Source organism: Amycolatopsis sp. NPDC024027 (genome assembly GCF_040638975.1).
Taxonomy (GTDB): domain Bacteria; phylum Actinomycetota; class Actinomycetes; order Mycobacteriales; family Pseudonocardiaceae; genus Amycolatopsis.
The window spans coordinates 334,532-358,974 of sequence record NZ_JBEZYY010000005.1 but is presented as its reverse complement, the minus strand read 5'-3'; the positions used below and the strand labels follow the sequence as shown (position 1 = coordinate 358,974).

The following is a 24,443-nucleotide window of genomic DNA, read 5'->3' as shown; positions in this document are numbered from 1 at the left end:
GGTTGTCGGAAAGTACAAACGCGAGGCCGAAATTCACCCGTCTTTCAGGGGTTTAGCCGTGGTCGGAGCCACACCCGAGCGTGTGTACTTCTTCACGAAGCAGCCCCGAAAGGACGTCCACAGTGGAATTCCTCCGACCCGCCTCGCTGGCCGACGCGCTCGCCGCGAAGGCCGCGAACCCCGGTGCGGTCCCGATCGCCGGCGGCACGGACGTGATGGTCGAGCTCAACTTCGACCACCGCCGCCCGGAGTCGCTCCTCGACCTCGGCCGCGTCGCCGAGCTGCACAAGCACGGCACCGACGGCGGCCGGATCCGGATCGGCGCGGCCGTGCCCTACGCCCGGATCATCACCGAGCTCGGCACGAAGCTGCCCGGCCTGGCGATGGCCGCGCGGACCGTCGGCTCTCCGCAGATCCGCAACCGCGGTTCCGTGGGCGGCAACCTCGGCGCGGCTTCGCCCGCGGGGGACTCGCACCCGGCCCTGCTGGCCGCGGACGCCGAAGTCGAGATCGCCTCGGTCCGCGGTACCCGGGTCGTCGCGGCGAAGGACTTCTACACCGGCGTCAAGCGGAACGTCCTGGAGCCGGACGAGCTGATCACGGCCGTGCTGCTGGCCCCGGCCGGCGGGCCCCAGCAGTTCAGCAAGATCGGCACCCGCAACGCCATGGTCATCGCCGTGGCCGCCTTCGGCCTGGCCCTGCGCCCGTCGGAGAAGCGGGTCGGCACCGGGGTCGGCTCGGCCGCGCCCACCCCGCGCCGGGCCCTCGACGCCGAGGAGTTCCTGGCCGGCGAGCTGGACTGGGACTCGCCCCGGGCGCTGACCGACTCCGTGAAACGCCGCTTCGGCGAACTGGTCGCGTCGGCCGCCTCGCCGATCGACGACGTCCGGGGGAGTGCGGCCTACCGGCGTCACGCGTTGAGCGTGATGGCGCGGCGCACGTTGACCTGGGCCTGGAGCGAATACTGCGAAGGGAGCGCGAAGTGCGCGTGAACGTCACCGTCAACGGCGAGCACCGCCGGGCGGACAACGTCTGGGAAGGCGAGAGCCTGCTCTACGTGCTGCGTGAGCGGCTCGGCCTGCCGGGCTCCAAGAACGCCTGTGAGCAGGGCGAGTGCGGCTCCTGCACGGTCTACCTCGACGGCGTTCCGGCCTGCGCGTGCCTGGTCGCGGCCGGCCAGGCCGAGGGCCGCGACGTCGTCACGGTCGAAGGGCTCGCATCAGGGGACGCCCTCGACCCGGTGCAGGAGGCGTTCGTCGAGCGCGGCGCCGTCCAGTGCGGCTTCTGCACGCCCGGCCTGCTGGTCGCGGCGCACGACCTGATCGAGCGCGTCCCCGACCCCAGCGACGTCGAGATCCGCGAGGCCCTCGCCGGCAACCTCTGCCGCTGCACCGGCTACGAGAAGATCCTCGACGCCGTCCGTGACGCCGCCGCGAAGAAGGCCGTCCGATGAGCGCCCCGGCCCGCTCCCCGCAGGAGCTGCACGACACGATCGCCGGCGGCATCGGCGAGAGCCCGCTGCGCCCGGACGGCACGCTCAAGGTCCGCGGCGAGTTCGCCTACTCCTCGGACCTGTGGCACGAGGACATGCTGTGGGGCGCCACCCTGCGCAGCCCGCACCCGCACGCCCGGATCGTCCGCCTCGACGTCTCCCGCGCACTCGCCCAGCCGGGTGTGCACGCGGTGCTGACGCACGAGGACGTACCCGGTGAGAACGTCTACGGCCTCAAGTACCAGGACACCCCGGCGCTGGCCGACGGCCTGGTCCGCTACCAGGGCGAACCGGTCGCCATCCTGGCCGCCGACCACCCGGAGATCGCGCGGCAGGCACTCAAGGAGATCGTCGTCGAGTACGACGTCCTCGAGCCGATCACCGACCCGGAGCGGGCCGCGCACGACGACACCCTGCCGAAGCTGCACCCCGGCGGGAACCTGGTGCGCCACCAGCGGATCGTCAAGGGCGACCCGACGGCGACCGCGGACGTGGTCGTGTCCGGCGTGTACGAGATCGGCATGCAGGACCAGGCGTTCCTCGGTCCCGAGTCCGGGCTCGCGGTGCCGGCCGAGGACGGCGGCGTCGACCTCTACCTGGCCACCCAGTGGCTGCACGTCGACCAGCGCCAGACGGCCAAGGCCCTCGGCTTGCCCCTCGAGAAGGTCCGGCTGACCCTCTCGGGTGTCGGCGGGGCGTTCGGCCGCCGTGAGGACCTGTCCGTGCAGATCCACTCGTGCATGCTGGCCCTGCGCACCGGCCGCCCGGTGAAGATGAGCTACAACCGCCTGGAGTCGTTCTTCGGGCACGTCCACCGCCACCCGGCGAAGATGTACTACGAGCACGGCGCCACCCGCGACGGCAAGCTCGTCTACGTCCGCGCGAAGCTGTACTTCGACGGCGGCGCATACGCCTCCAAGACCCCGGTGGTGGTCGGCAACGGCACCACGCTGAGCGTCGGCCCCTACGACGTCCCGAACGCGCACATCGAGGGCTGGGGCGTCTACACGAACAACCCGACCTGCGGGGCGATGCGCGGCCTCGGCGCGGTGCAGCCGACGTACGCCTACGAGTCCCAAATGGACAAGCTCGCGGCCGCTTTGGACATGGACCCGGCGGAGCTGCGGATCCGCAACGCGCTGAGCGAAGGGTCCACTGTGGTCACCGGGCAGGTGGTCGACTTCCCGGCGCCGGTGGCGGAGCTGGTGCAGCGGGTCCGCGACCTGCCCCTCCCGCCGGAGCCCACCGGTGACCGCGACATCCGCGAGCTGCCCGGCGGCGCGTCCAACACCACCCACGGCGAAGGCGTCGTCCGCGGGGTCGGTTACGGCGTGACGATCAAGAACATCTCCTACGCCGAAGGTCTCGACGACTACTCGACCGCCCGGGTCCGCCTGGAGGTGCTCGGCGGCGAGCCGGTGGCGATGGTCCACACCGCGGCGGCCGAGGTCGGCCAGGGCCTGGTGACGCTGCAGCAGCAGATCGCCCGCACCGAGCTGGGCGTGACGCGGGTCAGCGTGCACCCGGCCGACACGAGCGTCGGCGACGCCGGCTCCAGTTCGGCGTCGCGGCAGACCTACGTCACCGGCGGTGCGGTCCGCAACGCCTGCCGCGCGGTCGCCGACGCGGTCTGCGCCCGGCTCGGTGTCTCCTCCGAAGGCATGTCCCTCACCGGCGGGAAGGTGGTCGCGGCCGACGGCGAAGTCGTCGCCGACCTGGCCGAGGTGCTCGGCGACACGGCGATCGAGGAGACCCGCGAGTTCCACCACCGCCCGACCCACCCGCTCGATCCCGAAACCGGCCAGGGCGACGCCCACGTCCAGTACGGCTTCTCGGCCCACCGCGCGGTGGTCGACGTCGACCTCGACCTCGGCCTGGTCAAGGTGGTGCAGCTCGACTGCGCCCAGGACGTCGGCAAGGCGATGAACCCCGACGCCGTCGTCGCCCAGATCCAGGGCGGCTCCGCGCAGGGCCTCGGCCTCGCCGTGATGGAGGAGATCCTGGTCGAGGGCGGGAAGGTGCGGAACCCGTCGTTCACCGACTACCTCATCCCGACCATCCTGGACATGCCGCCGATGCGCGTCGACGTGCTCGAACGACCCGATCCGCACGCGCCCTACGGCGTCCGCGGCGTCGGCGAACCGCCCACGATCTCCGCGACGCCGGCGATCGCCAACGCCATCCGCGCGGCCACCGGCCTCGAGCTGCCGCGCGTCCCCATCCGCCCCGAACACATCACTGGAGTCTGAGATGACCACCGTTACACGCCGGGGCTCCGCCCCGGGCCGGGGGCTCCGCCACCCGGATCCCCGCAAAGACATGTCGCTTTCCGTCGAGCAGGAATGGCTCGGCGAAGCCATCCGCATCGCGGAGACGAACGTCGCGAACGGCGGAGGGCCCTTCGGTGCGCTGATCGTGAAGGACGGCGAGATCGTCTCGACCGGCGTCAACCGCGTCACCGCCAACCTCGACCCGACCGCGCACGCCGAAGTCGTCGCGATCCGGGCGGCCTGCCAGGCGCTCGGCACGTTCAAGCTGGACGGCTGCGTGCTCGTGTCCAGCTGCGAGCCGTGCCCGATGTGCCTGTCCTCGGCGCTGTGGGCGCGCGTCGACAAGGTCCTCTTCGCCGCCGACCGCGACGACGCGGCCAAGGCCGGCTTCGACGACCGCGCCTTCTACGAGCTCTTCGACCGTCCTCGCGACACCTGGACGGTCCCCGTCACGCGACTGTCTGCAAAGGACGGTTTCGCGCCGTTCGCGGCTTGGCTGGACAAGGCCGACCGCACCGACTACTGACCCACAAGGCCAGCTGACCGGAGCAAAACCGAATCGAACGTCCCGCTCGCCCAGGCACGGCGTAGTGCCTTGGCCTGGCCGAGCACACCCACCGGCAAGGGCAGGACGCATGACCCAGACGGAAGTCCCCACCCCAGTAGTCGACGAAGTACCCGCGCCACGGCGATCTTTCCTCGATCGGCTGTTTGAGCTGCGCGCCCGGCAAAGCACGATCGGACGCGAAGTCCGCGGAGGCGTCACGACGTTCGTCGCGATGGCCTACATCGTGTTGCTGAACCCGCTCATCCTCGGCGCCTCCGCCGACATCACCGGCGCCCGGCTCTCGGCCGCACAGGTGACGACGGCGACCGCGCTGGCCGCCGCGGTGATGACCGTCCTCATGGGACTCGTCGGCAACGCGCCCCTCGCGCTCGCCGCCGGCTTGGGCATCAACGGCATCGTCGCCTTCCAGATGGCGCCGTCGATGACCTGGGCGCAGGCGTTCGGGCTGGTCGTGCTCGAAGGCGTGTGCATCGTGCTGATGGCCGTCAGCGGCGTCCGCGAGCGGATCATGAACGCCATCCCCAGGCCGCTCAAGATGGCGATCACCGTCGGGATCGGGCTATATATCGCCCTGGTCGGGCTGGTCAGCGCCGGGTTCGTGACCCGGATGCCGGACGCGGCGCAGACCACGGTCCCGGTGCGCCTCGGGGCGAGCGGGCACCTGCACGGCTGGCCGATCGTCGTGTTCTGCTTCGGCCTGCTGCTGATGATCGTGCTGATGGCCCGCAAGGTCCCGGGCGCGGTGCTGATCAGCATCGGGGTGGCGACCGTGTTCGCCGTGGTGTTGCACCAGGGGTTCGGCGTCGGCGGCTGGGGTCTCACCACCCCCGCCTTGCCCGACCACGTCGTCGCGGCACCCGACTTCGGGCTCTTCGGCCACATCGACCTGTTCGGCGGCTTTGCCTCCGCGGGCGCGCTCGCGGCCACGGTCTTCCTGTTCACGCTGGTGCTGTCCGGGTTCTTCGACGCCATGGGCACGATCACCAGCGTCTCGGACGAAGCCGGGCTGTCGAAGAACGGCAAGGTCCCGCGGATGGGCCGGATCCTGCTGGTCGACGGCGCGGGCGCGATCGCCGGAGGTGTCACCGGTTCGTCGCCGAACACGGTGTTCCTGGAGTCCGCGGCGGGGGTCGGCGAAGGCGCCCGGACGGGCCTCGCGAGCGTGGTCACCGGACTGCTGTTCGCCGGGACACTGCTGTTCACGCCGCTCGCCGGGGTGGTCCCGGCCCAGGCCGCGGCGCCCGCGCTGGTGGTCATCGGCGGCATGATGGTCGCGCAGTGCCGGAACATCCCGTGGCACGACCCGGACTACACGATCCCGGTGTTCTTGACCGCCGCGCTGATCCCGTTCACCTACTCCATCACCAACGGCGTCGGCGCCGGTCTGATCGCGTTCGTGCTGATCAAGATCGGCCGCGGCAAGTGGCGCGAGGCCGGTTGGCTGCTTTCCTTGCTGGCACTGGTGTTCGCGGTGTACTTCGCCGTCGACGGCGTCGAAGCCCTCTTCCGTTAAGGAGTTCTCGTGGCCTTGATGTTCTTCAACGGCGGCGCCATGCGCGGCGAGCCGCTGCACCACCTCCTGGCGGGTTCGCCGTTCGTCGCGACGGCGAAGACCGCGCCGAAGTACCGGTTCTACGCCGTCGGCGACCAGTGCCCGGCGCTGTACCCGGTGTCGCACGGCGGCGCGGCGGTGACCGGCGAGGTGTACGACGTCTCGCTGGATGCCTTGCGGGACAAGGTGCTCCCGTCCGAACCCCACGAGCTGGAGCTGGGGGTGGTGGAGCTGGCCGACGGCAGCTCGGCGTTCGCGATGCTGCTGCGGCGGCCGTACACCTCGCACGTGGCCCTGCGGGACATCACCGAGATCGGCGACTGGCGGGCCTTCAAGGCGAGCGCGTGAAGGTCCTGGTCGCGCCGGACAAGTTCAAGGGGTCGCTGACCGCGGCCGAGGTGGCGTCGGCGGTGGCCACGGGCCTGGCCGACGTCCACCCGGCGGCGGTGGTGCACACCCTCCCGGTGGCCGACGGCGGCGAGGGCACGGTCGACGCGGCCGTCGCCGCCGGGTACGAGCGGGTGCGGGTCCCGGCGCGCGGGCCGACGGAGGCGCCGGTGACGGCGTCCTACGCGGCGCGCGGTGACACCGCGGTGGTCGAGCTGGCGGAGGCATCCGGCCTGCACCTGCTGCCCGGGCCACCGCAGCCGCTCACGGCGACCAGCGCGGGAACCGGCGACGTCATCGCGGCGGCCATCCGGGCCGGCTGCCGCCGCATCGTGCTGGGCGTCGGCGGCAGCGCCTGCACCGACGGCGGCGCGGGCATGCTGACGGCACTGGGCGCCCGCCTCCTCGACGACGCCGGGCGCGAGCTCCCACCGGGCGGTGCGGCCCTTTCCCGGCTCGCCTCGCTGGAGGTGCCCCGCCTGTCCGAAGTGGACATCGAGCTGGCGAGCGACGTGGACAACCCGCTGTACGGACCGCGCGGGGCCGCGGCGGTCTACGGCCCGCAGAAGGGCGCATCCCCCGGCGACGTCGCGACGCTGGACGCGGCGCTGCGGCACTGGGCATCGATCGCGGGTCCGGAGTTCGCTTCCCGCCCGGGCGCCGGAGCGGCCGGCGGAGTGGGCTTCGCGGCGATGGCCCTGCTGGGAGCTCGCATGCGCCCCGGCATCGAGCTGCTCCTCGACCTGCTCGGTTTCGACGCGGCCCTGGCCGGCACCGCACTGGTGATCACGGGCGAGGGATCGCTGGACGACCAGACGTTGTCCGGCAAGGCCCCGTCCGGCGTGGCCCGGGCGGCGGCAGCCCGGGGCATCCCCTGCGTCGCGGTGTCCGGCCGCTGCCGGCTGGCGGCAGCGGAGCTGGCGAACGCGGGTATCTCGGCCGCGTACGCGCTGACGGACCTGGAACCGGACCCGGCGCGGTGCATGGCGGAGGCGGCACCACTGTTGCGTCGACTCGCTCACCGAGTGGCGCTCGACCACCTCTCGCCGCGCAGGTGAGTGTCCCGGCGGAGCGAACAACCGCTACCGAGGATTTGTTACCATCGTAACCATGGCGACGAAGACGGCGGTGGACACCCGCATCCGCATCCTCGAAGCGGCGGCGGCCCTGCTGGCGGCGGAGGGCCGCGACGGTCTGTCGACCCGCGCGGTCAGCGCGGCGGCGGGCGTCCAGCCGCCCGCGCTGTACAGGTTGTTCGGAGACAAGGACGGCCTGCTCGACGCGGTCGCGGCGTACGGCTTCGACGAGTACCTCAAGAGCAAGCGCGCAATGGGCTCAACGGGCGACCCGGTGGAGGACCTCCGCCGCGGCTGGGACCTGCACATCGAATTCGGCTTGTCCCGCCCCGAGTTCTACGTGCTGATGTACGGCGACCCACGCCCGGGCCGAACGTCCCCCGCAGCCCGCGAAGCCGAGGCAATGCTCAGAGCGATCATCGAGCGAGTAGCGGCGGCGGGCCGCCTCCGCGTGGGCGTCGAGCGTGCGGCCAGGTTGACGCACGCGGCGGGGATGGGCGTCGTGTTGACCCAGATAGCAACACCGGAGGACCAGCGCGACCCCGACCTGTCGGAAACAGCCCGCGAGACGGTGCTGACCCGCATCCTGACGGGCACACCCGAGTCACCGGGATCAGACCTGCCGGAGCGAGCAATCGCCCTACGAGCCGGCCTCGACGGCGCAACGGCACTGACCGAAGCCGAGCGCACCCTGCTGGCCGAGTGGCTGGACCGCATAGCGGACGCGTAAGCACCCCCAAGCCGCAATCCGCTCCCGGCACTCAGGGCTGAACCCTCCGAACCAGCCTTCTGGCCTCCCCGAAACTCGACCCTCCGGCGGGACTCGGCCCCCTCGCAACCCAGACCCCCCGCAACCCCGATCCGAAGCCAGAACACGGCCGGCGACACCGGGTCAAGGCACGCTTTCCCGCCTTGACGCGGTGCCGCCGGCCGTAGTCACAATCAGGCTTCGGGGTTGCGGAGAGCACCCACCAGAATCGATCCAGTCCGATCAGACATTGCCCCCAACCCCAAACAAGCCCAATATGTTGCCGCCCACAACATATTAACCCGACAGAGCCGTCGAAGGGGCCCGATGATCAGCTGGAAAGCACTCCTGGCCTGCACCGGAACAGCAATCCTCCTAGCCGGAGCCCTCCCCGCAACAGCCCAGGCGACCGGCACGGCAACCGACTGCTGCGGAGGCGGAGCTTCCTGGGCAACGGGCAACAAATCCGCCCTAGGCACCGCCACAAGCCCGAACAGCCCAGTCTGGTTCACGGTCGCAGACGGCATAACATCCGAGGTCTTCTACCCCCGAGCCGACATCCCCAACACCCAAGACCGCCAGTTCATCATCACCGACGGGGCAACATTCGTAGACCTGGAGCGCGACGCCACCGACCACGTCGTGACCATGCCCGACGAGAAGGCTCTCCAGTACACGATCACGAACACGGCCAAGAGCGGCAAGTACCGCATCACGACGGACTACGTCACCGACCCGGCCCGGGCAACGCTGGTCACGAACACCCGCTTCCAGTCCCTCGACGGCGGAAGCTACCGCCTCTACCTGCTGGCCAACCCGTCGATGGCGGGCGGCGGCGCCAACGACAACGCCTGGTGGGACTCCACCGGCGCCCTCATGGCCAGCGGAACCGAGACGCTCTTCGGCGGCACAGCCACGACAGTCGTCTCCGCCCTGCGCGTCTCGACCGGCTTCACGGCACACGACAACGGCTACAGCGGCGCGGCCAGCGACTGCCTGGTCGACCTGCGCGCCGACAAGACCTTGAACAACCAGTTCGACGCCGTCTCCGGCACCGGCAACGTCGTCCAGTGTGGACAGGTCCCGGTGGGCACCGACACGACCTTCACCGTCGCGCAAGGCTACGGCGACACGGCGGCAGCGGCCATGTCCACCGCGAGCGCCTCGCTGAGCAGCGGCTTCGCGGCCGTGTCGAATTCCTACCGCAGCGGCTGGAACGCGTACGTGAACTCCCTCAAACCCGCTCCCGCCGGTGTTTCCGGGGACACGCAACGGCGTCGCGCCTACTACGTCGCGGCCATGGCGCTGAAGACCGCCGAAGACAAACAGCACCCGGGCGCGAGCGTCGCGGGGCTCGCCACGCCCTGGGGCAACTTCACGAACGGCGACCAGCTCAACGACGGCTACCACCGCGTCTGGGGCCGTGACCTCTACCAGCAGGCCACCGGGCTCCTGGCCGCGGGCGACGCTGCGCAGGCCAAGCGGATGGCCCAGTTCCTCTGGAACGCGCAGTGGATCGGCAGCCCCACGGCCGGCGACGGCACGACGTACCCGGCGGGGTCCTTCCCGCGCTACAGCCCGGTTTCCGGCGTCGCGGGGGCCAACCCCCGGCAGCTCGGCTGCTGCGAACAACTGGACCAGGACGCCGACGCGATCCTGCTGGCCTGGCTGACCGGCCTCACCGACGCCCCGACCTACGCCAAGGTCAAGACGACCGCGAACCACATCGTCGCCACCGGCCCGGACACGACCGAGCGGTGGGAGGAGCAGTACGGCAAGTCGCCGTCCTCGGTGGCCGCGGAGATCGCCGGGCTGATCGCCGCCGGAGCCATCGCGCGGGCGAACGCCGACACGGCGAGCGCGTCGACGTGGGAGTCCACCGCGGATTCGTGGCGGAACTCCCTGGCCGGCTGGACCGTCACGACGTCCGGCTACTGGGGCGGCCACACCTACTACGAGCGCCTCGACCGCGCCGGCAACCCGAACGACACCGCGACCATCTGCTTCGACGAAGGCTGCTTCTACGAACACGACGTCACCGACTTCGGCTTCCTCGAGCTGGTGCGGCTCGGCATCCGCCCGGCCGGGGACGCGACGATCGCGAACTCGGTCGCGCCGACGGCCGCCGCGTCGGACGGCAACTCGGCGATGCAGGTGACACTGCCGAACGGCGACGTCTACTTCCACCGCTACCCGCACGACAACTACGGCGAGAGCACGGCGAACTGCGGTGGCTGGCCGGCCGGCGGTGCCCAGCGGTTCGGGCGGCTGTGGCCGGTGCTGTCGGGGGAGCGCGGGCAGTACGAGCTCGCCAACGGCCGCTCGGCCGCGGTGTACCTGAAGTCGATGGCGGACTCGGCCAACGGCGGCTACTTCGTGCCCGAGCAGGTCTGGGACCGCGCGGACGTCGGCTGCTTCGGCCTCGGCCGGCCGACCGGCAGCGCGGGCCCGCTGATGTGGGCCGAGGGCCAGTACCTGCGGCTGGCGCAGAGCATGGACGCGGGCCACAACCTCGACACGCCCTCGATCGTCAAGGCCCGCTACGGCACCTGACCCACCGTGTCGTCCCGCCAGACAAGCGTGTCGTCCGTTCAAGCACGCGTGTCGTCCGTTCCGTCACCGCACCAGGCGGACGGTCTTCGCCGCGGGAGCGAAGGTCGCCGTCTGGCCGCGGGTGAGGGCGACCGTGTCGGCCTCGAGCCCGTCGCCGAACGCGACCAGGCGGTCGGATTCGACCTCGACCGTCAACGGCGCCTGCGTCAAGTCGCCTTCGGTGCAGGTGGTCCCGGTCGACGGCGACGGCCACGCCTCCCGCACGAACCAGACCAGCCGGGCCTCGCCGGGGGCCGGCAGGGGCAGCCCGCTGCGGCGTTCCCGCCACACCGAGCCGCACCAGCCGGTCGCCCCGGTGCCCGTCCCGACCAGGATTCCCGACGACGCCTGGCGTTCCGCCTGCCCGCCACCGACCCCCAGCCGGTAGCGGGCGGTCTGGTGCCCGGCGTGCCCGAGGTAGATCTCGTTGAGGGCGAGCAGCCGCTGGCCGTCGTCCGCGGTGAGCTCGGCCATCGTCCGGTGTTCGACGTCGTTCGCGGACCGCACCAGGTCCGCGACCGCCTCGACCGGGTGCTTGACCAGGACGCCGGGCTCACCGGGCGCGACGCCGATCACCGGCTGGCCGTCGAGGTACTTGGCCACGTTGGCGATCAGGCCGTCCTGCCCGACCACCACGACGACGTCCTCCGGGGTGAACAGGAACCGGTCGAGGTCCGCGCGTTCGACCTCGCCGCGGCGCCAGTCCAGCGGGATGGCGGCACTGGCCGCGGCGAGGGCGGCGCGCACGGCCGCGTCCGCCGCGGTGACCTCGGCGAGGTCGCGGCCGCGGGTGCGCAGGAAGAACTCGGCCTGGCCGCGGGTGCCGTGGCGGGCGACGAGCTCGGCCAGCTCGGTGCGGCGGTGGACGAGCACGACCCGAGGGGCGAGGCTCACGAGCGAACACCCAGTTTCGCCAACAGGGGCGTGAGCAGGTCCGGGGTGAGCACCAGGCTGTCGATCCGCGGAAGGTTCCCGGCCAGTTCCTTCAGCGCCAGCCCGGTCAGCACGCCCTCGGGCAGGTCGCGGTACGCCGCCAGCCGGGCCGCCTCGCCCGCCGCTTCCGCTTCGCCGAGCGCTCGCTTGCCGTCGGCCTTCACCTGGGTCAACCGCTCTTCGCGCGAAGCCTGCGCCTCCGTCTCGATCCGGTTCGCCGCCGAGGCTTCTTCGGCCTGCCGCCGGGCGTTCGTGCCCCGCTGGGCGAGCAGCTGCTCCTCCCGGCGGGCCAGCTCGATCTGGCTCTGCAGCTCGTTTTCGCTGATCGCGCGTTCGCGTTCGACGGCGAGCGCGCGCCGCTCGAAGGTCGCGCGGTCGGCCTCCTGCTGCACCTTCTCCCGCGCGGTCGTCTGGAGCGCCTTCTCGACCTCAGGCTCGGCCCGGATCGCGACGACGCGGACGTCGAGCACCACCGAACCGGTCTGCGCGAGCCGCGTGTCCTCTTCGGCCAGGCCCGCGCGGATCCGGTCGCGGACCGCGCGGACGCCGTCGGCGAGGGCTTGTTCGAGCGGCGTGCGGGTCAGCACTTCGACCGCGTACTGCTGGACGTTCTCGGTGAGCAGCCCGCTGATCTGCCCCAGGGGGTCGCTCCGCCAGCGGCCGGTGTCCGGGTCGATGGAGAAGTCGATGCGCTGCGCGGCGAGCGCCGGGTCCTCGATCCGGAAGGTGAGGGCGAGCTGGACGGTGACGTCCTGGAAGTCGGCCGTGCGGGCGTGGAACAGCAGCGGCAGTTCGCGGTCGTCGACCGGGACTTCCGAGACCACCGCGGTGAGCGGCCGGTACCAGAACGACAGCCCGACGCCGTCGTGCGCGAGCTTGCCGCGGCGGTAGTGCCGGATGTGCACGGTGGGCGCACCGCGCAGGTGCCGGAACCCGAACCGGCGGTTGATGTCGGCCATGAAGTCCTCCTCTTATCGTCGTGGTGACGATATGGGGTGGACTCGCTAATCGTCAAGCTGACGATTAGGGTGGGTGGCATGGGTCACCCACCGTTCGCCGTCACCGTGGACCTCGTCGTGCTCACCCTGACCGGGGACGAGCTGTGCGCGCTGCTGGTGCGCCGGGGCGTGGAGCCGTACCGCGGCGAGTGGGCGCTGCCGGGCGGGTTCGTCCGGGAGGACGAGGACCTCGCGGACGCGGCGCGGCGCGAGCTGGCGGAGGAGACGGGACTGGCCTCGGGGACCGTCCACATCGAACAGCTGGCGGGCTACGGCGCCCCGGACCGCGACCCGCGGATGCGGGTGGTGACGGTGGCCTACCTGGCGCTGGCGCCGGACCTGCCGGTGCCGCGCGCGGGCACGGACGCGGCGGAGGCCCGCTGGGCCCCGGTGCGCGCACTGCGGACCGAGCGCCTGGCGTTCGACCACGACCGCATCCTGGCCGACGGCGTCGAGCGCGCCCGCGCGAAACTGGAGTACTCACCGCTGGCGACGGCGTTCTGCGCGCCGGAGTTCACGGTCGCGGAGCTGCGCCGGGTGTACGAACTGGTGTGGGACACCCGGCTCGACCCCCGCAACTTCCACCGCAAGGTGACGGGCGCGGAGGGCCTCCTGGAGCCGACGGGCCGGACGACCACCCGCGACGGCGGCCGCCCGGCCCGGCTTTACCGGCGGGGGAAGGCGGACGTGCTGTACCCGCCGATGTTGCGAAGCTGACTTCGGCGGGTTTCGTGGACCGCCGCTCAAGCCGCCCGGGCGGGAACCAGGCGGCGGGCCGCCGAGACGATCGGCAGCAGGCGGGTGCCGAAGTTGCGGGCCGCCAGTCCGCCGCGGGTCGCCGGGATCAGCAGCGCGGCCGCCGTCGACACCGCTCGCTGCTTCGGCTCCACCAGCTTCCGGTGCGCCGTCTCGTACCGGCGGAACGCCGCCGCCGGGTCTTCCGGGGTCCGGCCGAGCTCTTCCGCCAGCGTGTGGGCGCCCGCCATGGCCAGCGTCGAGCCGTCGCCGAAGAGGGACACGCACGATGCCGCGTCACCCACCAACACGATGCGGCCCGTGCTCCAGTGGTCCATCCGGACGCGGCTCACCGAGTCGAGGTACAGGTCGTCCGCCGTGTGCACCTGGTCCAGCAGCTCCGGGACCCGCCAGCCCGCACCTTCGTAGGCGTCGGCGAGCATGCGCCGGTGCAGTGCCGTGTCCCGGTGGTCGAATCCCGGCACCGCGTCGCCGCGGAACATGAACGCCGCGATGCCGTGACCGCGGGACGGGTGGATCGCCACCGCCCGGCCGGGCGAGTTGTACATCTCGATCGCGGTCGCGCCGGACGGCGGCCCGGCCAGCGGCAGTGTCGCGATGTAGACGCCGACGTGCTCCACGAACGCCTGCTCCGGGCCGAAGGTCAGCCGCCGGACCGCCGAGTGCAGCCCGTCCGCGCCGATCACCAGGCCGAAGCGCCGCGGGGCGCCGCGTTCGAACGTGACGTCGACGCCGCCGGCGTCTTCGTGGAGTTCGGTGATCGAATCGTGGAAGACGAACTCGGCCTGCTCGCGCGCCGCGTCGTGGAGGATCGCGGCGAGGTCGGTGCGGGGGAGTTCGATGTCGCCCTCCGCGCCGAGCAGCCGCATCGGGATCCGGCCGGTCCGGCGTCCCGCGTCGTCGACGAAGTTCAGCGCCGTCGCGCTCGTGCTCGCTTCGCGCAGCTTCGCGGTGATGCCCATCCGGTCCGCGACGCGCGACGCCGGCCCGCGGACGTCCACCGGGCTCCCGCTCGAGCGCAGGCCGGCGGCGCGTTCCACCACCGTGGGCCGGTAGCCGGCGCGGGCCAGCCAGTACGCCAGGGTCGGGCCGGCGACGCCGGCGCCGGAAATCAGCACGGTCTGTTCGGTCATGGTGTGCCCCCATCTCGGTCCTGACCATCGGTCAGTCGTGACCGTACTCTCCTGTCCATCGGTCAGGCAAGCGGCTAGGCTTGGCCGATGACGGACGACACCCGGGCGAAGATCCTGCGCGCGGCGCTGGAGGAGTTTTCGGCGCGCGGCTTCCACGAGACCTCGGTGCGGGAGCTGGCCGAGCGGGTCGGCGTGACGAAGACCGCGGTGCTCTACCACTTCCCCGGCAAGGCGGACATCGTCACGGCGCTGGCCGAGCCGATGCTGGCGGACTTCGAAGCCGCGCTGGCGCGGGCGGCGGAGGCGTCCGATACCCGCCGGGCGGCCGTCGAGGGGTTGCTGGAGGTGTGGCTGACCCACCGGTACCTGCTCCGGATGAACCTGCGCGACCTCGGCCTGACCGCCTCGGCGGTGGTGTTCGAGCGCTTCCGCGACGGCATGCTCCGGGCGAACGGCCTGGTCGCGGGGCCGGACGCGGACTTCGCGGACCGGGTCCGCGCGGCCCAGGCGATCGCGATGCTGAGCGACCCGGTGGTCCTCTTCGCGGAGGCCCCGCAGGCCGAGCTGCGCGCGGCGATCCTGGACGGAGTGGACCGCCTGTTCACGGCCGCGGGTGGGGGGAGAAGCGGCCGCGGCGGGCCGGGGCCGGACGCGGTCCAGGCTGCTGCGGCAGCGGGCACAGGTGGGCCCGGTGGCCCGGGGGTGGACGCGACCGGGACCGCCGCGGCAGCAAGCCAAGGCGCCCACGCCGGGCCGGGGCCCGACACGCCTCGGACCACCGCGGCAGCGGGCAACGGCAAGCCGCCCGAGGGCAACGCTGCCGGCGCGGCCGGAGACAAGAACTCGCACCTCCGGCCGCCCGTCGCCGGCTGGAACGGCGCCTCCGCGCGCAAAGGCCGCCGCGGGCGGCCGTCCGCCATGAGTCCTGAAACCATCGACGCCGCCCGGCGCCTCTACGACGCCGGGCGCGCTCCCGCCGACATCGCGACCGCGCTCGGTGTCTCCCGGGCGACGATCTACCGCCACCTGCCCAGCGCCGATTAATGAGACACTTTATGAGACTTTTTGAGACAACCTAGGTCACCGGGCGGAACCACAGCGTGAACTCCGTCTTCTGCGGCACCAGCCGGTACCGCGGCAGCACCCCCGGCCCGCACGACGCCGTCCCGAGGCCGTGCTGGGCCACGTCCAACGTCAGGTGCACCACGTCGTCCGGTACCAGATCGTCGGTGTGGCGGGCTTCCTCCAGCGCTGCCGCGGTCCAGCGGCGGGCCGTGAAGTCGAAGACCGGCTCGCCGTCCACCCGGAGGCCCGTGCCGTCCGGGGCCGTCAAGCGGGCCCAGCGGACCGCCGTCCGGTTGCCGTTCTCCTGCGGGAAGACGTACGGCGTCTGCAGACCGTCGACGCTGCGGGAAAACCGGCCGATCCGCGCCGCCTGGCGGCTGTCCGGGTACGCCTCGCCCGGGCCGCCGCCGAACCACTCCGCCGAGCCGAGCGCGCCCGGGACCGCCATCGCCAGCCCGAGCCGGGGGAGCGTGCCGGGGAACTCGCCGTCCGGGGTGACCTCGACGCGCAGTCGCAGGCGGTCGTCGAACGCCGTCCACGTGTAGTCGGCGAACAGCCCGAACGGCTGGGCCGGCGGGGCGACCCGGGTGCGCACCACCAGCTCCTCGCCGTCGGCGTCGACCGTGATCACCCGGTGCTGCAACCGGTGCAGCCCGGCTTCGCGCCACTGTTCGGCGACCGGCCGCCCGGCGAACGTGCCGCGGTCGTTGTCGGTCGTCGCGCGCCACACGTCGAGCCGCGGGCCGGCCACGACGTGCCCGCCGAGGGCCGCCAAGCCGCCCGTCACCGGGTCGAACTCGCCGGCGCCCAGCACCAGCCGTCCGCCGGTGCGGAACACCGGCCCGCGCGGGGGGAGCGGCGCCGCCGCGGGGGCCGCCGACACCGCCAGCTGCCCCCAGCCGACGACGTGCCCGGCCGGCGCCCACGCCGTCGCCGACGTCAGCGACGCCGACACGGTCAACCACGACTCGCCGCTCGTCGCGGGCAGCCCGGGCAGCGGGACCGAAGTGCTCTGTCCGGATTGGACGGCCGGCACGTCGAGGACGCCTTGGGCGACCACGGTTCCTTCGTCCTCGAGCGTCCAGGTGAACGTGAGGTGCCCGGTGCTGACGAAGTCGTAGTGGTTGCGCACCCGGATCCCGGCCGCGTCCGCGTCGATCCGGACCGGCTCGATGACCTTCGCGAACTCGGCCAGCCCCGGTGACGGCGTCCGATCGGGGAAGACCAGGCCGTCGATGACGAAGTTGCCGTCGTGGATCGGCTCGCCGAAGTCCCCGCCGTAGGCGAAGTGGCCGTCGGCGGCGAGGCCGTGGTCGATCCACTCCCAGAGGAAACCGCCCTGGCAGTTCGGGTACCGCTCGAACAGCTCCCGGTACTCGAGCAGGCCGCCCGGGCCGTTGCCCATCGCGTGCCCGTATTCGCACTGCAGGAAGGGCAGGTCCCGGCGCCGCTCGTTGGCGTCTTCCCGGCGGCCGATCCGCTCGACGTCCTCGTGCGTGGCGTACATCCGGCTGTGCACGTCGACGTAGTCGCAGTCGTGGTCGCCTTCGTAGTGCACCGGCCGCGTCGGGTCGCGGTGGCGCACCCACTCGGCCATCCGCGCGAGGTTCTCGCCGGTGTGGCTTTCGTTGCCCAGCGACCAGAGGATCACGCTGGGCCGGTTCTTGTCCCGCTCCACCGTGCGCCGCATCCGGTCGAGGTACGCCTCGGCCCAGATGGGGTCGGCGCTGGGGTTGCCGGCCCAGTCCAGCGGCTCGAAGCCGTGGGTCTCCAGGTCGCACTCGTCGATCACCCAGAGGCCGTAGGTGTCGCACAGCTCGAGGAACGCCGGGTCGGGCGGGTAGTGGCTGGTCCGGACCGCGTTGACGTTGTGCCGCTTCATCAGCAGCACGTCGGCCAGCGCCGTCTCCGGCGACACGACGCGCCCGGTGCGCGGGTCGTGCTCGTGGCGGTTCACCCCGCGCAGCATCAGCGGGCGGCCGTTGACCTTGAGCTGCCCGTCCTCGATGTGCACCGTCCGGAACCCGATCCGCACCGGCACGCGCTCGGCCGCGGTGGCCAGCGTGCCCTCGTACAGCCGCGGGGTCTCGGCGCTCCACGGCTCGGCCGGCAGCTCCAGTGCTTCCCCCGCCGGGTGCCCGGAGACGCCCAGCTCGGGGATGTCCAGCAGGACGTCCGGGCCGGTTTCGACCCGGACCGTGCCCAGGCCGGTGGTGTGGTCGTAATCGGCGCGCACCCAGTAGTCGCCGATGCCGCCGGCCGGCCGGGCGAGCAAGGTGACGGCGCGGAAGATGCCCGACAGCCACCACATGTCCTGGTCTTCGAGGTAGCTGCCCGCCGACCACTGGTGCACGCGCACCACGAGGACGTTCCCGGCCGGTCGCAGCAGCGGCCCGACCTCGAACTCCGACGGCAGCCTGCTGCCCTGCGTGACGCCGAGTTCGGTGCCGTTGAGCCAGATCCGGCCGCACGAGTCGATGCCGTCGAAGCGCAGCACCGCGGCTCCGGCGGGCCAGCCGGCGGGCAGGTCGAACCGCAGCCGGTGGTCGCCGGTCGGGTTGTCCGACGGCACGTGCGGCGGGTCGACCGGGAACGGGTAGGGGACGTTCGTGTAGGCCGGACGCCCGTGGCCGTGCAGCTGCCACAGCGACGGCACCGGCAGCTCGTCCCACGCCGAGTCGTCGAACTCCCCGGCTTCGATCCCCGCCGGCGCGGCCGCGAGGCTCGGCGACAGCCGGAACCGCCACGTGCCGTTCAGCGACAGCGCGGGCGCGTCGGAGGTGAAGGCCGCGCGCGGCGGAAGCGAACCGCGGCCGGGGCCGGGGTCTTCGAGGTACGACATGGGGTCCTTTCCGCGTTCGGCAGGCGCCCGAGAACGTTCCCGTGAACGTTCACGGACCGCTTCGCAGTGTGCTTCGGGGTGCGACCGGGTGTCAAGGGATCAGGCGGATTCGCGCAGGTGGAGGCGGGCGTGGACGACCAGCTCGGCGGGTGCCAGCGGTGTCGCGCCGGTGACCAGGCGGGCCGCCTGCTCGACGGCCAGCGCGCCGACCGCGCGCGTGTCGATGGCGACGCTCGAGAGCTCCGGCTCGACCAGGGTGCCGAGGGCGAGCCCGTCGAACCCGATCACGGCGAGGTCGGCGGGCACGCGCAGGCCGAACCGGCGGGCCTCGCGCAGGGCGCCGATGGCCATCACGTCGTTGAAGGCGAACAGCGCGGTGACGTCGGGATGGGCGGCGAGCAGGTCGGCGAGCGCGGCGCCGCCGCCGTCGACAGTCTGGGCGCCGGCGGCGATCCAGCCCGGGTGCACCGAGATCCCGCACCCGGCGGCCGCCCGCAGGAACCACTGACGGCGGACGCTCGGGGCCGGGTTCCCGTCGAGCATGCCGATCCGCCGGTGCCCGCGCGAGACGAGGTGGGCGACGGCCTCGCGGACGCCGTCTTCCCCGTCGATCCCGATGCCGCTGAACCGCGGCGTGTGCGGCTCGCGGCCGATCAGGACGACCGGGATCCCGGCGGTGAGGCGGTCGAGGTCCTCGTCGGACCGGCCGAAGTAGCCGGTGACCGCGTCGACCTGGGTGCCGATCACCCGCAGCGTGGCCAGTTCCTGCTCGGGGTCGTCGGCGGTGTCGTGCACGACGACGTGCCAGCCGCGGGCCCGGGCCGCCTCCAGCGCGCCGGAGGCGACCTCGGTGAAGAAGGGGTTGAGCAGGTCCGGCACGACGAGGCCGATCGTGGTGGTGTCCGGCCGGACCAGGCCGCGGGCGAAGCGGCTGGGGCGGTACCCGAGCTCGCGGACGGCGTCGAGGACGCGCTGCTTGGTCGAGCCGTCGATCTCGCCCTTGTCGTTCAGCGCCCGCGACACCGTCTGCCGGGAAACCCCGGCCGAGCGGGCGACGTCGTGGATCGTCACCCGCCGGGGTTCCGTGCTGCTCGAAGACACCCGTCGAGTATGCCCGCCCGCGGCCCGGCCGCTACCCCAGCGGGGCGCGTTCGCGGCGCTTCACGAAGCGCCAGCCCACCGCCAGGACCACGGCGAGCACCGGGATCGAGGAGAACGCGATCTTCTCCGCGCCGTCCGAGAAGCCCATCAGCACCACCACCAGGGCCAGGAACCCGAGGGTCGCCCAGCCGCTGTAGGGCGCCCACGGCATCCGGTACGACGGGCGCTCCAGCTCGCCGCGCAGGGCGGCCTGGCGCAGCCGCAGCTGGCAGAAGATCAGCGTCGCCCAGGTGCTGATCACGCCGAGGGACGCGATCGCGATGGCGATGTCGAACGCCTCCTTCGGCACCAGGTAGTTCAGCACCACGCCCAGCACGTACGCGACCGACGTGAACAAGATCCCGCCGTAGGGCACCTGACGGCGGTTCATCCGGCTGACGAACGACGGCGCTTCGCCCTTTTCGGCCAGCGACCGCAGGATGCGCCCGGTGGAGTAGAGGCCGGAGTTGACGCTGGACAGCGCCGCGGTCAGCACCACCGCGTTCATCACGTCGCCGATGCCCGGGATGCCGAGCCGGCTGAACACGGTGACGAACGGGCTCTCGTCGCCGCTGTAGAACGGCCACGGCAGCAGCATCGCCAGCAGCAGCACCGAGCCGACGTAGAACACGCCGATCCGCCAGACCACGCCGTTGATCGCCTTCGGCAGCACCTTGCGCGCGTCCTTGGTCTCCCCGGCCGCGATGCCGACGACCTCGATGGCCGAGTAGGCGAAGATGACCGCCTGCAGCGTCATCAGCGCGATACCGATGCCGGCCGGGAACAGTCCACTGTGTCCGGTCAGGTTGTGCGCGCCGGCGGGCGTGCCGCCGATGTCGGTGCTCGTCAGGACCAGACCGACGCCGACGACCAGGAAGACGACGATGGCCAGCACCTTGACCACCGAGAACCAGAACTCCAGCTCGCCGAACACCTTGACCGACAGCAGGTTCACCGCCAGCAGGACACCCAGGGCGATCAGCGCGGTGATCCACTGCGGCACGTCCGGCAGCCACTTGTGGACGTAGATGGCGACCGCGGTGATCTCGGCGATCCCGGTCATCGCCCAGTTCACCCAGTACATCCAGCCGGAGACGAAGCCGGCCCACGGCCCGATGAACTTCCGCGCGTAGGTGACGAAGCTGCCGGAGCTGGGCTCGTGCAGGACGAGTTCGCCGAGCGCGCGCATCACGAAGTAGGCGGCCACGCCGCAGATCGCGTAGGAGAAGATCAGCGACGGGCCGACCTGGTGGAGCTTGCCGCCGGCGCCGAGGAACAGCCCGACGCCGATCGCGCCGCCGATGGCGATCATCTGCACTTGGCGGTTGCCCAGCGCCTTCGAGTAGCTTTCACCGTTTTCGGTGAGCAGCGAGGAATCCATGGTTATCGGACGCTAGAGCGGTGTGCGGCGGGTCACCAAGCCGGCTAAGGAAGACTTAAGGTGTGCCGGAGATCACGGTGGAGATTTCCCGTTGTCCGCCGGTTCCGAGTTGCCCCGGGGTGCGTGCCGAACGGCCGGGAGTGCCTTCTACGCTACGGCCGTGGATCTCGCGGCGCTGCTGGACCGGATAGCCGACGACGTCGCGCCCGAGGTCGGCCGAGGCGCCGTCGCGGACTACATTCCCGCGCTGGCCAGGGTGGAGCCGGGGCGGTTCGGCATGGCGGTGGCCGAAGTGGACGGTGCGGTGCACGGCGTCGGCGACTGGGAGCACCCGTTCTCGGTGCAGAGCATGTCCAAAGTGTTCACCCTCGCGCTGACGCTTTCCCGCGGCGACGGCGTGTGGGCGCGGGTGGGCCGCGAACCGTCGGGGGATCCGTTCAATTCCCTGGTGCAGCTCGAACACGAGGACGGTGTTCCGCGCAACCCGTTCATCAATGCGGGTGCGCTGGTGGTGACCGACGAACTCGCCCGCCAGGGTGACGCGGTGGACGCGCTGCTCACTTTCCTCCGGCAGGAGAGCGGCCGGGCGGAGATCGCCGTGGACCCCGAGGTCGCGGCGTCGGAGGCCGGGCACGCCGACCGCAACCGCGCCCTCGCGTACTTCATGGCCTCCTACGGCAACATGCGCCACCCGGTGCCGTCGGTGCTGGACCAGTACGTCCGCCAGTGCTCGATCGCGATGAGCTGCGCCGACGTCGCCCGGTCGGCGTTGTTCCTGGCCCGCCACGGCGTCCGCAACGACGGCTCACGGTTGCTCGGGCTGAGCGCGGCGAAGCGGATCAACGCGGTGATGCTGACCTGCGGCACGTACGACGCGGCCGGCGAGTTCGCCTACCGCGTCGGCCTGCCGGGCAAGAGCGGCGTGGGCGGCGGCATCCTCGCGATCGTCCCGGGCCGGTGCGCGGTCTGCGTGTGGAGCCCGGGGCTGGACGCACGCGGCAACTCCGTCGCCGGCGTCGCCGCCCTGGACCGGTTCACGACGCTGACCGGCTGGTCGATCTTCTGAAGTCAGCGTAGGTAGTTGTAAACGCTGGCCCGCGAGATCCCGAGCAGGTCGGTCAGCGACGGCACCGCGTTCTTCAGCTCCAGGAACCCGCGCTCCTTCAGTGACCGCACCAAGTCCTTCTTCGCGCTCGCGGGCAGGCTGCGCGGGGTGTGGCCGCGCACGGTGGCGTAGTCCTCGACCAGGGCGCGCAGCTCGTCCACCGTCCGGGCGCGCAGGGACTCGGCGAGCGGGGCCGGCTCGTCGGTGGCGGCCAAGCGGGTCAGGGCGTGGGCGGCCGAGCCGAGGAGGGAGACGTCGAGGTTGAGGCACAGGGCCGCGACGTACTCACCGCCCGAATTGCGGATGCCGATCGACGTGCTCTTCGCGGGCCTGCCGTCCGGGAAGCGGTTGGGGTAGTTCTGCAGGACGTCCGGGAACTCCGGGTCGGCGATGCGGGCCAGGCCCAGCTCGGTCGCCGGGTCGCCGACCGCGCGGCCGGACAGGCCGCCTTCGATCGCGCGCACCGCGTGGGCCGGGTCGCGCAGGTCGTGCAGCACCACCTCGCACAGGCCGGGGAACATCCGGCCGACGGCGTGGGCGATCTTCTCGGCCTCACGCAGCAGCAGCTCGTCCTCGGTCATCCGATCAGCTCTCGCAGCTTGTCCGCCGCCTTGAGGCCGGAACCGGTGAGCACGACCACCGTGGTCTCGCCGGGCCGGATGGCGCCCCGCGCGCGGAAGACGTCGATCGCCGCCGCGGCCGTCGCGCTGGTCGGCTCCGCGTAGAGGCCGAGGGAAGCCAGGCGGCGGGCCGCCGCGGCGATGGCGTCTTCGGTGATCGCCGCGGTGTCGCCGCCCGAGCGCCGGATCGCCGCGACGACTTCGGGCAGCCGGACCGGACGGCGGATCGCCGTCCCCTCGGCGACGGTGGGGGCGAACTCCGGCGGTTTCCGGTCGTGGAAGGACGCGTCGACGGGGGAGCAGTTCCGCGGCTGCGCGACGAGCAGGCGCGGGCGCCGCGCGATGGACCCCGCGGCCAGCAGCTCCCCGAACCCGAGGTCGCAGCCCAGCACGATGCTGCCCGCGCCGGCCACCGTGACGACGGCGTCCGGCGCGCGGAAGCCGAGGTCCTCCCACAGCTCGTAGGCGAGGGTCTTGGTGCCCTGCAGGAAGAACGGGTGCCAGTTGTGGCTGGCGTAGGTGGTGCGGTCCGAGCGGCGGACGGCTTCGGCGGCCGTGTCGTCGCGAGTGCCCGGCACCAGCTCGACGGCCGCGCCGTACGCGCGGGTCTGCAGCACCTTCGCCGGCGACGTCCCCTCCGGAGCCAGGACGGTGGCCGCGATCCCGGCCGCGGCGCTGTAGGCCGCCACCGACGAGCCGCCGTTGCCGGAGCTGTCCTCCAGCAGCTCGCGCACCCCGGCGCCGGCCAGCGCGGAGACCATGACGCTGGTGCCGCGGTCCTTGAAGCTGCCGGTCGGGCTGAACCATTCGAGCTTGAACCGGACCTCGGCGCCGTCCCACTCCTGCGGGACGAGCGGGGTGCAGCCTTCCCCGAGCGACACCGGGCGGAGGTCGCCGGGCAGCGCGGCCCGGTAGCGCCAGAGCGAGCGGACACCGGTGTCGACGTCCTCCGGGCGCAGGCCGGGCCGGGCGGCGACGGTGAGCGGGGCACCGTCGTCGCCACGCCAGCGCAGCGGGTCACCCGGGTAGCGCGCCCCCGACCGCTCGTCGGTGTACCAGTACGCCACCGCTACCTCCTCGTCTGGACGAACAGTCCAAGTCTAGACGTACTGTCTAGTGCTACTCCCGAGTATGCGAAATGTCTTCAGCTTCTTCTCAGGAAAAGCTTGTAACGCGGTGGTGGAAAATTTCGATCACGCGTGCCCGGCGGCGCACCGCTGGTGGCCGCCCGAATACCGCCGGTCGTGCCCGGTGGGGCGCGGCCGCCCGCCGGTGTCCTCGTTCGTGGTCTTGTGAGCACCGATAATCCCGGCGCGCGACCAATCCACAATGGACGTCATGGGTGGGGACGGGCTCGGCCGCGCATTCTTCGGCGCATTGTTTCGCGGCTCCGGAAAAGGGGGAGGAATGGGGGCTCGTCACCGGCGACGAGTGACGTGTTCGAATCCGTGAAGCGACCGTTTCCGCACGCCTGCTTTACCGGCGGGATAAGCGTGCGGGGTTGCGGCGACCGGGGACCCTCCGGTCGACGTGGTCCGGATCGGGCAACCGTGCCGCCTCCACCCGGCGGCATGGCTTGTACCGTCCGGCCGTGCAAGCCGGGCGGACCACGCCGCGGAACCGGTCCGCGCAGCTCGGCCGGGGTGGGGAACGTGACGGCGACGTTAAATTCTTGCGCCGCAGGCCTGGTCGATCCCGAATTTTCTGAACCTCGGCTATGAAATCGCGGCGGGTTGTTGACGGCTTGGAAGGAACCCGCTTAAGTACTCCCCGTTACCCTTCACC

Annotated in this window: 20 protein-coding genes; 12 read left to right on the top strand and 8 right to left on the bottom strand. The window is 72.0% G+C overall.

The annotated features are described in order from the left end of the window. The first annotated feature begins 122 nt into the window (after positions 1 to 122). The 9 genes from AB0F52_RS16005 to AB0F52_RS15965 all read left to right on the top strand — a co-directional run bounded on the left by AB0F52_RS16005 (position 123) and on the right by AB0F52_RS15965 (position 10,646). On the top strand, positions 123 to 992 hold the full coding sequence (locus tag AB0F52_RS16005; protein ID WP_360170502.1) for an FAD binding domain-containing protein: 870 nt from the start codon (positions 123 to 125) through the stop codon (positions 990 to 992). Further along, positions 983 to 1,453, top strand: a complete 471-nt coding sequence (locus AB0F52_RS16000) for a (2Fe-2S)-binding protein (RefSeq protein ID WP_360170499.1) — start codon at positions 983 to 985, stop codon at positions 1,451 to 1,453. Before AB0F52_RS16005 ends, AB0F52_RS16000 begins: the two co-directional genes overlap by 10 nt. Beyond that, positions 1,450 to 3,741, top strand: a complete 2,292-nt coding sequence (gene pucD, locus AB0F52_RS15995; protein ID WP_360170496.1) for a xanthine dehydrogenase subunit D — start codon at positions 1,450 to 1,452, stop codon at positions 3,739 to 3,741. The genes AB0F52_RS16000 and pucD overlap by 4 nt, the downstream gene beginning before the upstream one ends. Positions 3,742 to 3,811: 70 nt before the next feature. Next, positions 3,812 to 4,288, top strand: a complete 477-nt coding sequence (locus tag AB0F52_RS15990; RefSeq protein ID WP_360170795.1) for a nucleoside deaminase — start codon at positions 3,812 to 3,814, stop codon at positions 4,286 to 4,288. A 109-nt stretch (positions 4,289 to 4,397) separates the two neighbouring features. Beyond that, positions 4,398 to 5,843, top strand: a complete 1,446-nt coding sequence (locus AB0F52_RS15985) for an NCS2 family permease (protein ID WP_360170493.1) — start codon at positions 4,398 to 4,400, stop codon at positions 5,841 to 5,843. Positions 5,844 to 5,852: 9 nt separating this feature from the next. Continuing rightward, the gene (locus AB0F52_RS15980) at positions 5,853 to 6,230 is read left to right on the top strand and encodes a gamma-glutamylcyclotransferase (protein ID WP_360170490.1); all 378 of its coding nucleotides are present in this window, start codon (positions 5,853 to 5,855) and stop codon (positions 6,228 to 6,230) included. Beyond that, complete coding sequence (locus tag AB0F52_RS15975; protein WP_360170487.1) at positions 6,227 to 7,327, top strand: glycerate kinase; 1,101 nt, start codon at positions 6,227 to 6,229, stop codon at positions 7,325 to 7,327. The genes AB0F52_RS15980 and AB0F52_RS15975 overlap by 4 nt, the downstream gene beginning before the upstream one ends. 52 nt (positions 7,328 to 7,379) lie before the next feature. After that, positions 7,380 to 8,075, top strand: a complete 696-nt coding sequence (locus AB0F52_RS15970; RefSeq protein ID WP_360170484.1) for a TetR/AcrR family transcriptional regulator — start codon at positions 7,380 to 7,382, stop codon at positions 8,073 to 8,075. Between the two features lie 345 nt (positions 8,076 to 8,420). Continuing rightward, positions 8,421 to 10,646, top strand: a complete 2,226-nt coding sequence (locus AB0F52_RS15965) for a glycoside hydrolase family 15 protein (RefSeq protein ID WP_360170481.1) — start codon at positions 8,421 to 8,423, stop codon at positions 10,644 to 10,646. A 63-nt stretch (positions 10,647 to 10,709) separates the two neighbouring features. Here AB0F52_RS15965 and AB0F52_RS15960 read toward each other — a convergent pair whose 3' ends face one another. After that, a complete protein-coding gene (locus tag AB0F52_RS15960) occupies positions 10,710 to 11,579 on the bottom strand; it encodes a hypothetical protein (RefSeq protein WP_360170478.1) in 870 nt (289 codons plus the stop codon). Then, positions 11,576 to 12,577 (bottom strand): SPFH domain-containing protein, encoded by a 1,002-nt coding sequence (locus tag AB0F52_RS15955; protein ID WP_360170475.1) that lies wholly within the window; start codon positions 12,575 to 12,577, stop codon positions 11,576 to 11,578. The genes AB0F52_RS15960 and AB0F52_RS15955 overlap by 4 nt, the downstream gene beginning before the upstream one ends. 78 nt (positions 12,578 to 12,655) lie before the next feature. Between AB0F52_RS15955 and AB0F52_RS15950 the strand changes: the two genes are divergently transcribed. Beyond that, the gene (locus AB0F52_RS15950) at positions 12,656 to 13,333 is read left to right on the top strand and encodes an NUDIX domain-containing protein (protein WP_360170471.1); all 678 of its coding nucleotides are present in this window, start codon (positions 12,656 to 12,658) and stop codon (positions 13,331 to 13,333) included. A 26-nt stretch (positions 13,334 to 13,359) separates the two neighbouring features. Here AB0F52_RS15950 and AB0F52_RS15945 read toward each other — a convergent pair whose 3' ends face one another. After that, positions 13,360 to 14,505 carry an FAD-dependent monooxygenase gene (locus tag AB0F52_RS15945; protein WP_360170468.1) on the bottom strand — a complete coding sequence of 382 codons (1,146 nt, stop codon included), beginning with the start codon at positions 14,503 to 14,505 and terminating at the stop codon, positions 13,360 to 13,362. Positions 14,506 to 14,592: 87 nt separating this feature from the next. Between AB0F52_RS15945 and AB0F52_RS15940 the strand changes: the two genes are divergently transcribed. Next, positions 14,593 to 15,549 (top strand): TetR family transcriptional regulator, encoded by a 957-nt coding sequence (locus tag AB0F52_RS15940; RefSeq protein ID WP_360170465.1) that lies wholly within the window; start codon positions 14,593 to 14,595, stop codon positions 15,547 to 15,549. A 31-nt stretch (positions 15,550 to 15,580) separates the two neighbouring features. Here the strand turns inward: AB0F52_RS15940 and AB0F52_RS15935 are convergent, their stop codons facing one another. The 3 genes from AB0F52_RS15935 to AB0F52_RS15925 all read right to left on the bottom strand — a co-directional run bounded on the left by AB0F52_RS15935 (position 15,581) and on the right by AB0F52_RS15925 (position 20,933). Beyond that, complete coding sequence (locus AB0F52_RS15935; protein ID WP_360170462.1) at positions 15,581 to 18,412, bottom strand: glycoside hydrolase family 2 TIM barrel-domain containing protein; 2,832 nt, start codon at positions 18,410 to 18,412, stop codon at positions 15,581 to 15,583. A gap of 99 nt (positions 18,413 to 18,511) precedes the next feature. Further along, positions 18,512 to 19,513: a LacI family DNA-binding transcriptional regulator gene (locus tag AB0F52_RS15930; RefSeq protein ID WP_360170459.1), complete on the bottom strand. Its 1,002-nt coding sequence runs from the start codon at positions 19,511 to 19,513 to the stop codon at positions 18,512 to 18,514. Between the two features lie 31 nt (positions 19,514 to 19,544). Continuing rightward, positions 19,545 to 20,933, bottom strand: a complete 1,389-nt coding sequence (locus AB0F52_RS15925) for an amino acid permease (RefSeq protein ID WP_360170456.1) — start codon at positions 20,931 to 20,933, stop codon at positions 19,545 to 19,547. 160 nt (positions 20,934 to 21,093) lie between these two features. Between AB0F52_RS15925 and AB0F52_RS15920 the strand changes: the two genes are divergently transcribed. Continuing rightward, positions 21,094 to 21,999, top strand: coding sequence for a glutaminase (locus AB0F52_RS15920; RefSeq protein ID WP_360170453.1), 906 nt, complete (start codon positions 21,094 to 21,096; stop codon positions 21,997 to 21,999). Between the two features lie 2 nt (positions 22,000 to 22,001). On the opposite strand, the gene AB0F52_RS15915 is transcribed toward AB0F52_RS15920, so the two are convergent. Together AB0F52_RS15915 and AB0F52_RS15910 are read right to left on the bottom strand one after the other, a co-directional pair. Beyond that, positions 22,002 to 22,619, bottom strand: coding sequence for a PAS domain-containing protein (locus tag AB0F52_RS15915; protein ID WP_360170450.1), 618 nt, complete (start codon positions 22,617 to 22,619; stop codon positions 22,002 to 22,004). Beyond that, positions 22,616 to 23,725 (bottom strand): pyridoxal-phosphate dependent enzyme, encoded by a 1,110-nt coding sequence (locus AB0F52_RS15910; RefSeq protein WP_360170447.1) that lies wholly within the window; start codon positions 23,723 to 23,725, stop codon positions 22,616 to 22,618. The genes AB0F52_RS15915 and AB0F52_RS15910 overlap by 4 nt, the downstream gene beginning before the upstream one ends. Between the last annotated feature and the right edge of the window lie 718 nt (positions 23,726 to 24,443).

Excerpts from the sequence above, each read along its gene's own strand:
- pucD (WP_360170496.1), top strand. The coding sequence starts at position 1,450 with ATGAGCGCCCCGGCCCGCTCCCCGCAGGAGCTGCACGACACGATCGCC.
- AB0F52_RS15990 (WP_360170795.1), top strand. The coding sequence starts at position 3,812 with ATGTCGCTTTCCGTCGAGCAGGAATGGCTCGGCGAAGCCATCCGCATC.
- AB0F52_RS15985 (WP_360170493.1), top strand. The coding sequence starts at position 4,398 with ATGACCCAGACGGAAGTCCCCACCCCAGTAGTCGACGAAGTACCCGCG.
- AB0F52_RS15970 (WP_360170484.1), top strand. The coding sequence starts at position 7,380 with ATGGCGACGAAGACGGCGGTGGACACCCGCATCCGCATCCTCGAAGCG.
- AB0F52_RS15965 (WP_360170481.1), top strand. The coding sequence starts at position 8,421 with ATGATCAGCTGGAAAGCACTCCTGGCCTGCACCGGAACAGCAATCCTC.
- AB0F52_RS15955 (WP_360170475.1), bottom strand. The coding sequence starts at position 12,577 with ATGGCCGACATCAACCGCCGGTTCGGGTTCCGGCACCTGCGCGGTGCG.
- AB0F52_RS15950 (WP_360170471.1), top strand. The coding sequence starts at position 12,656 with ATGGGTCACCCACCGTTCGCCGTCACCGTGGACCTCGTCGTGCTCACC.
- AB0F52_RS15945 (WP_360170468.1), bottom strand. The coding sequence starts at position 14,505 with ATGACCGAACAGACCGTGCTGATTTCCGGCGCCGGCGTCGCCGGCCCG.
- AB0F52_RS15940 (WP_360170465.1), top strand. The coding sequence starts at position 14,593 with ATGACGGACGACACCCGGGCGAAGATCCTGCGCGCGGCGCTGGAGGAG.
- AB0F52_RS15935 (WP_360170462.1), bottom strand. The coding sequence starts at position 18,412 with ATGTCGTACCTCGAAGACCCCGGCCCCGGCCGCGGTTCGCTTCCGCCG.
- AB0F52_RS15925 (WP_360170456.1), bottom strand. The coding sequence starts at position 20,933 with ATGGATTCCTCGCTGCTCACCGAAAACGGTGAAAGCTACTCGAAGGCG.
- AB0F52_RS15915 (WP_360170450.1), bottom strand. The coding sequence starts at position 22,619 with ATGACCGAGGACGAGCTGCTGCTGCGTGAGGCCGAGAAGATCGCCCAC.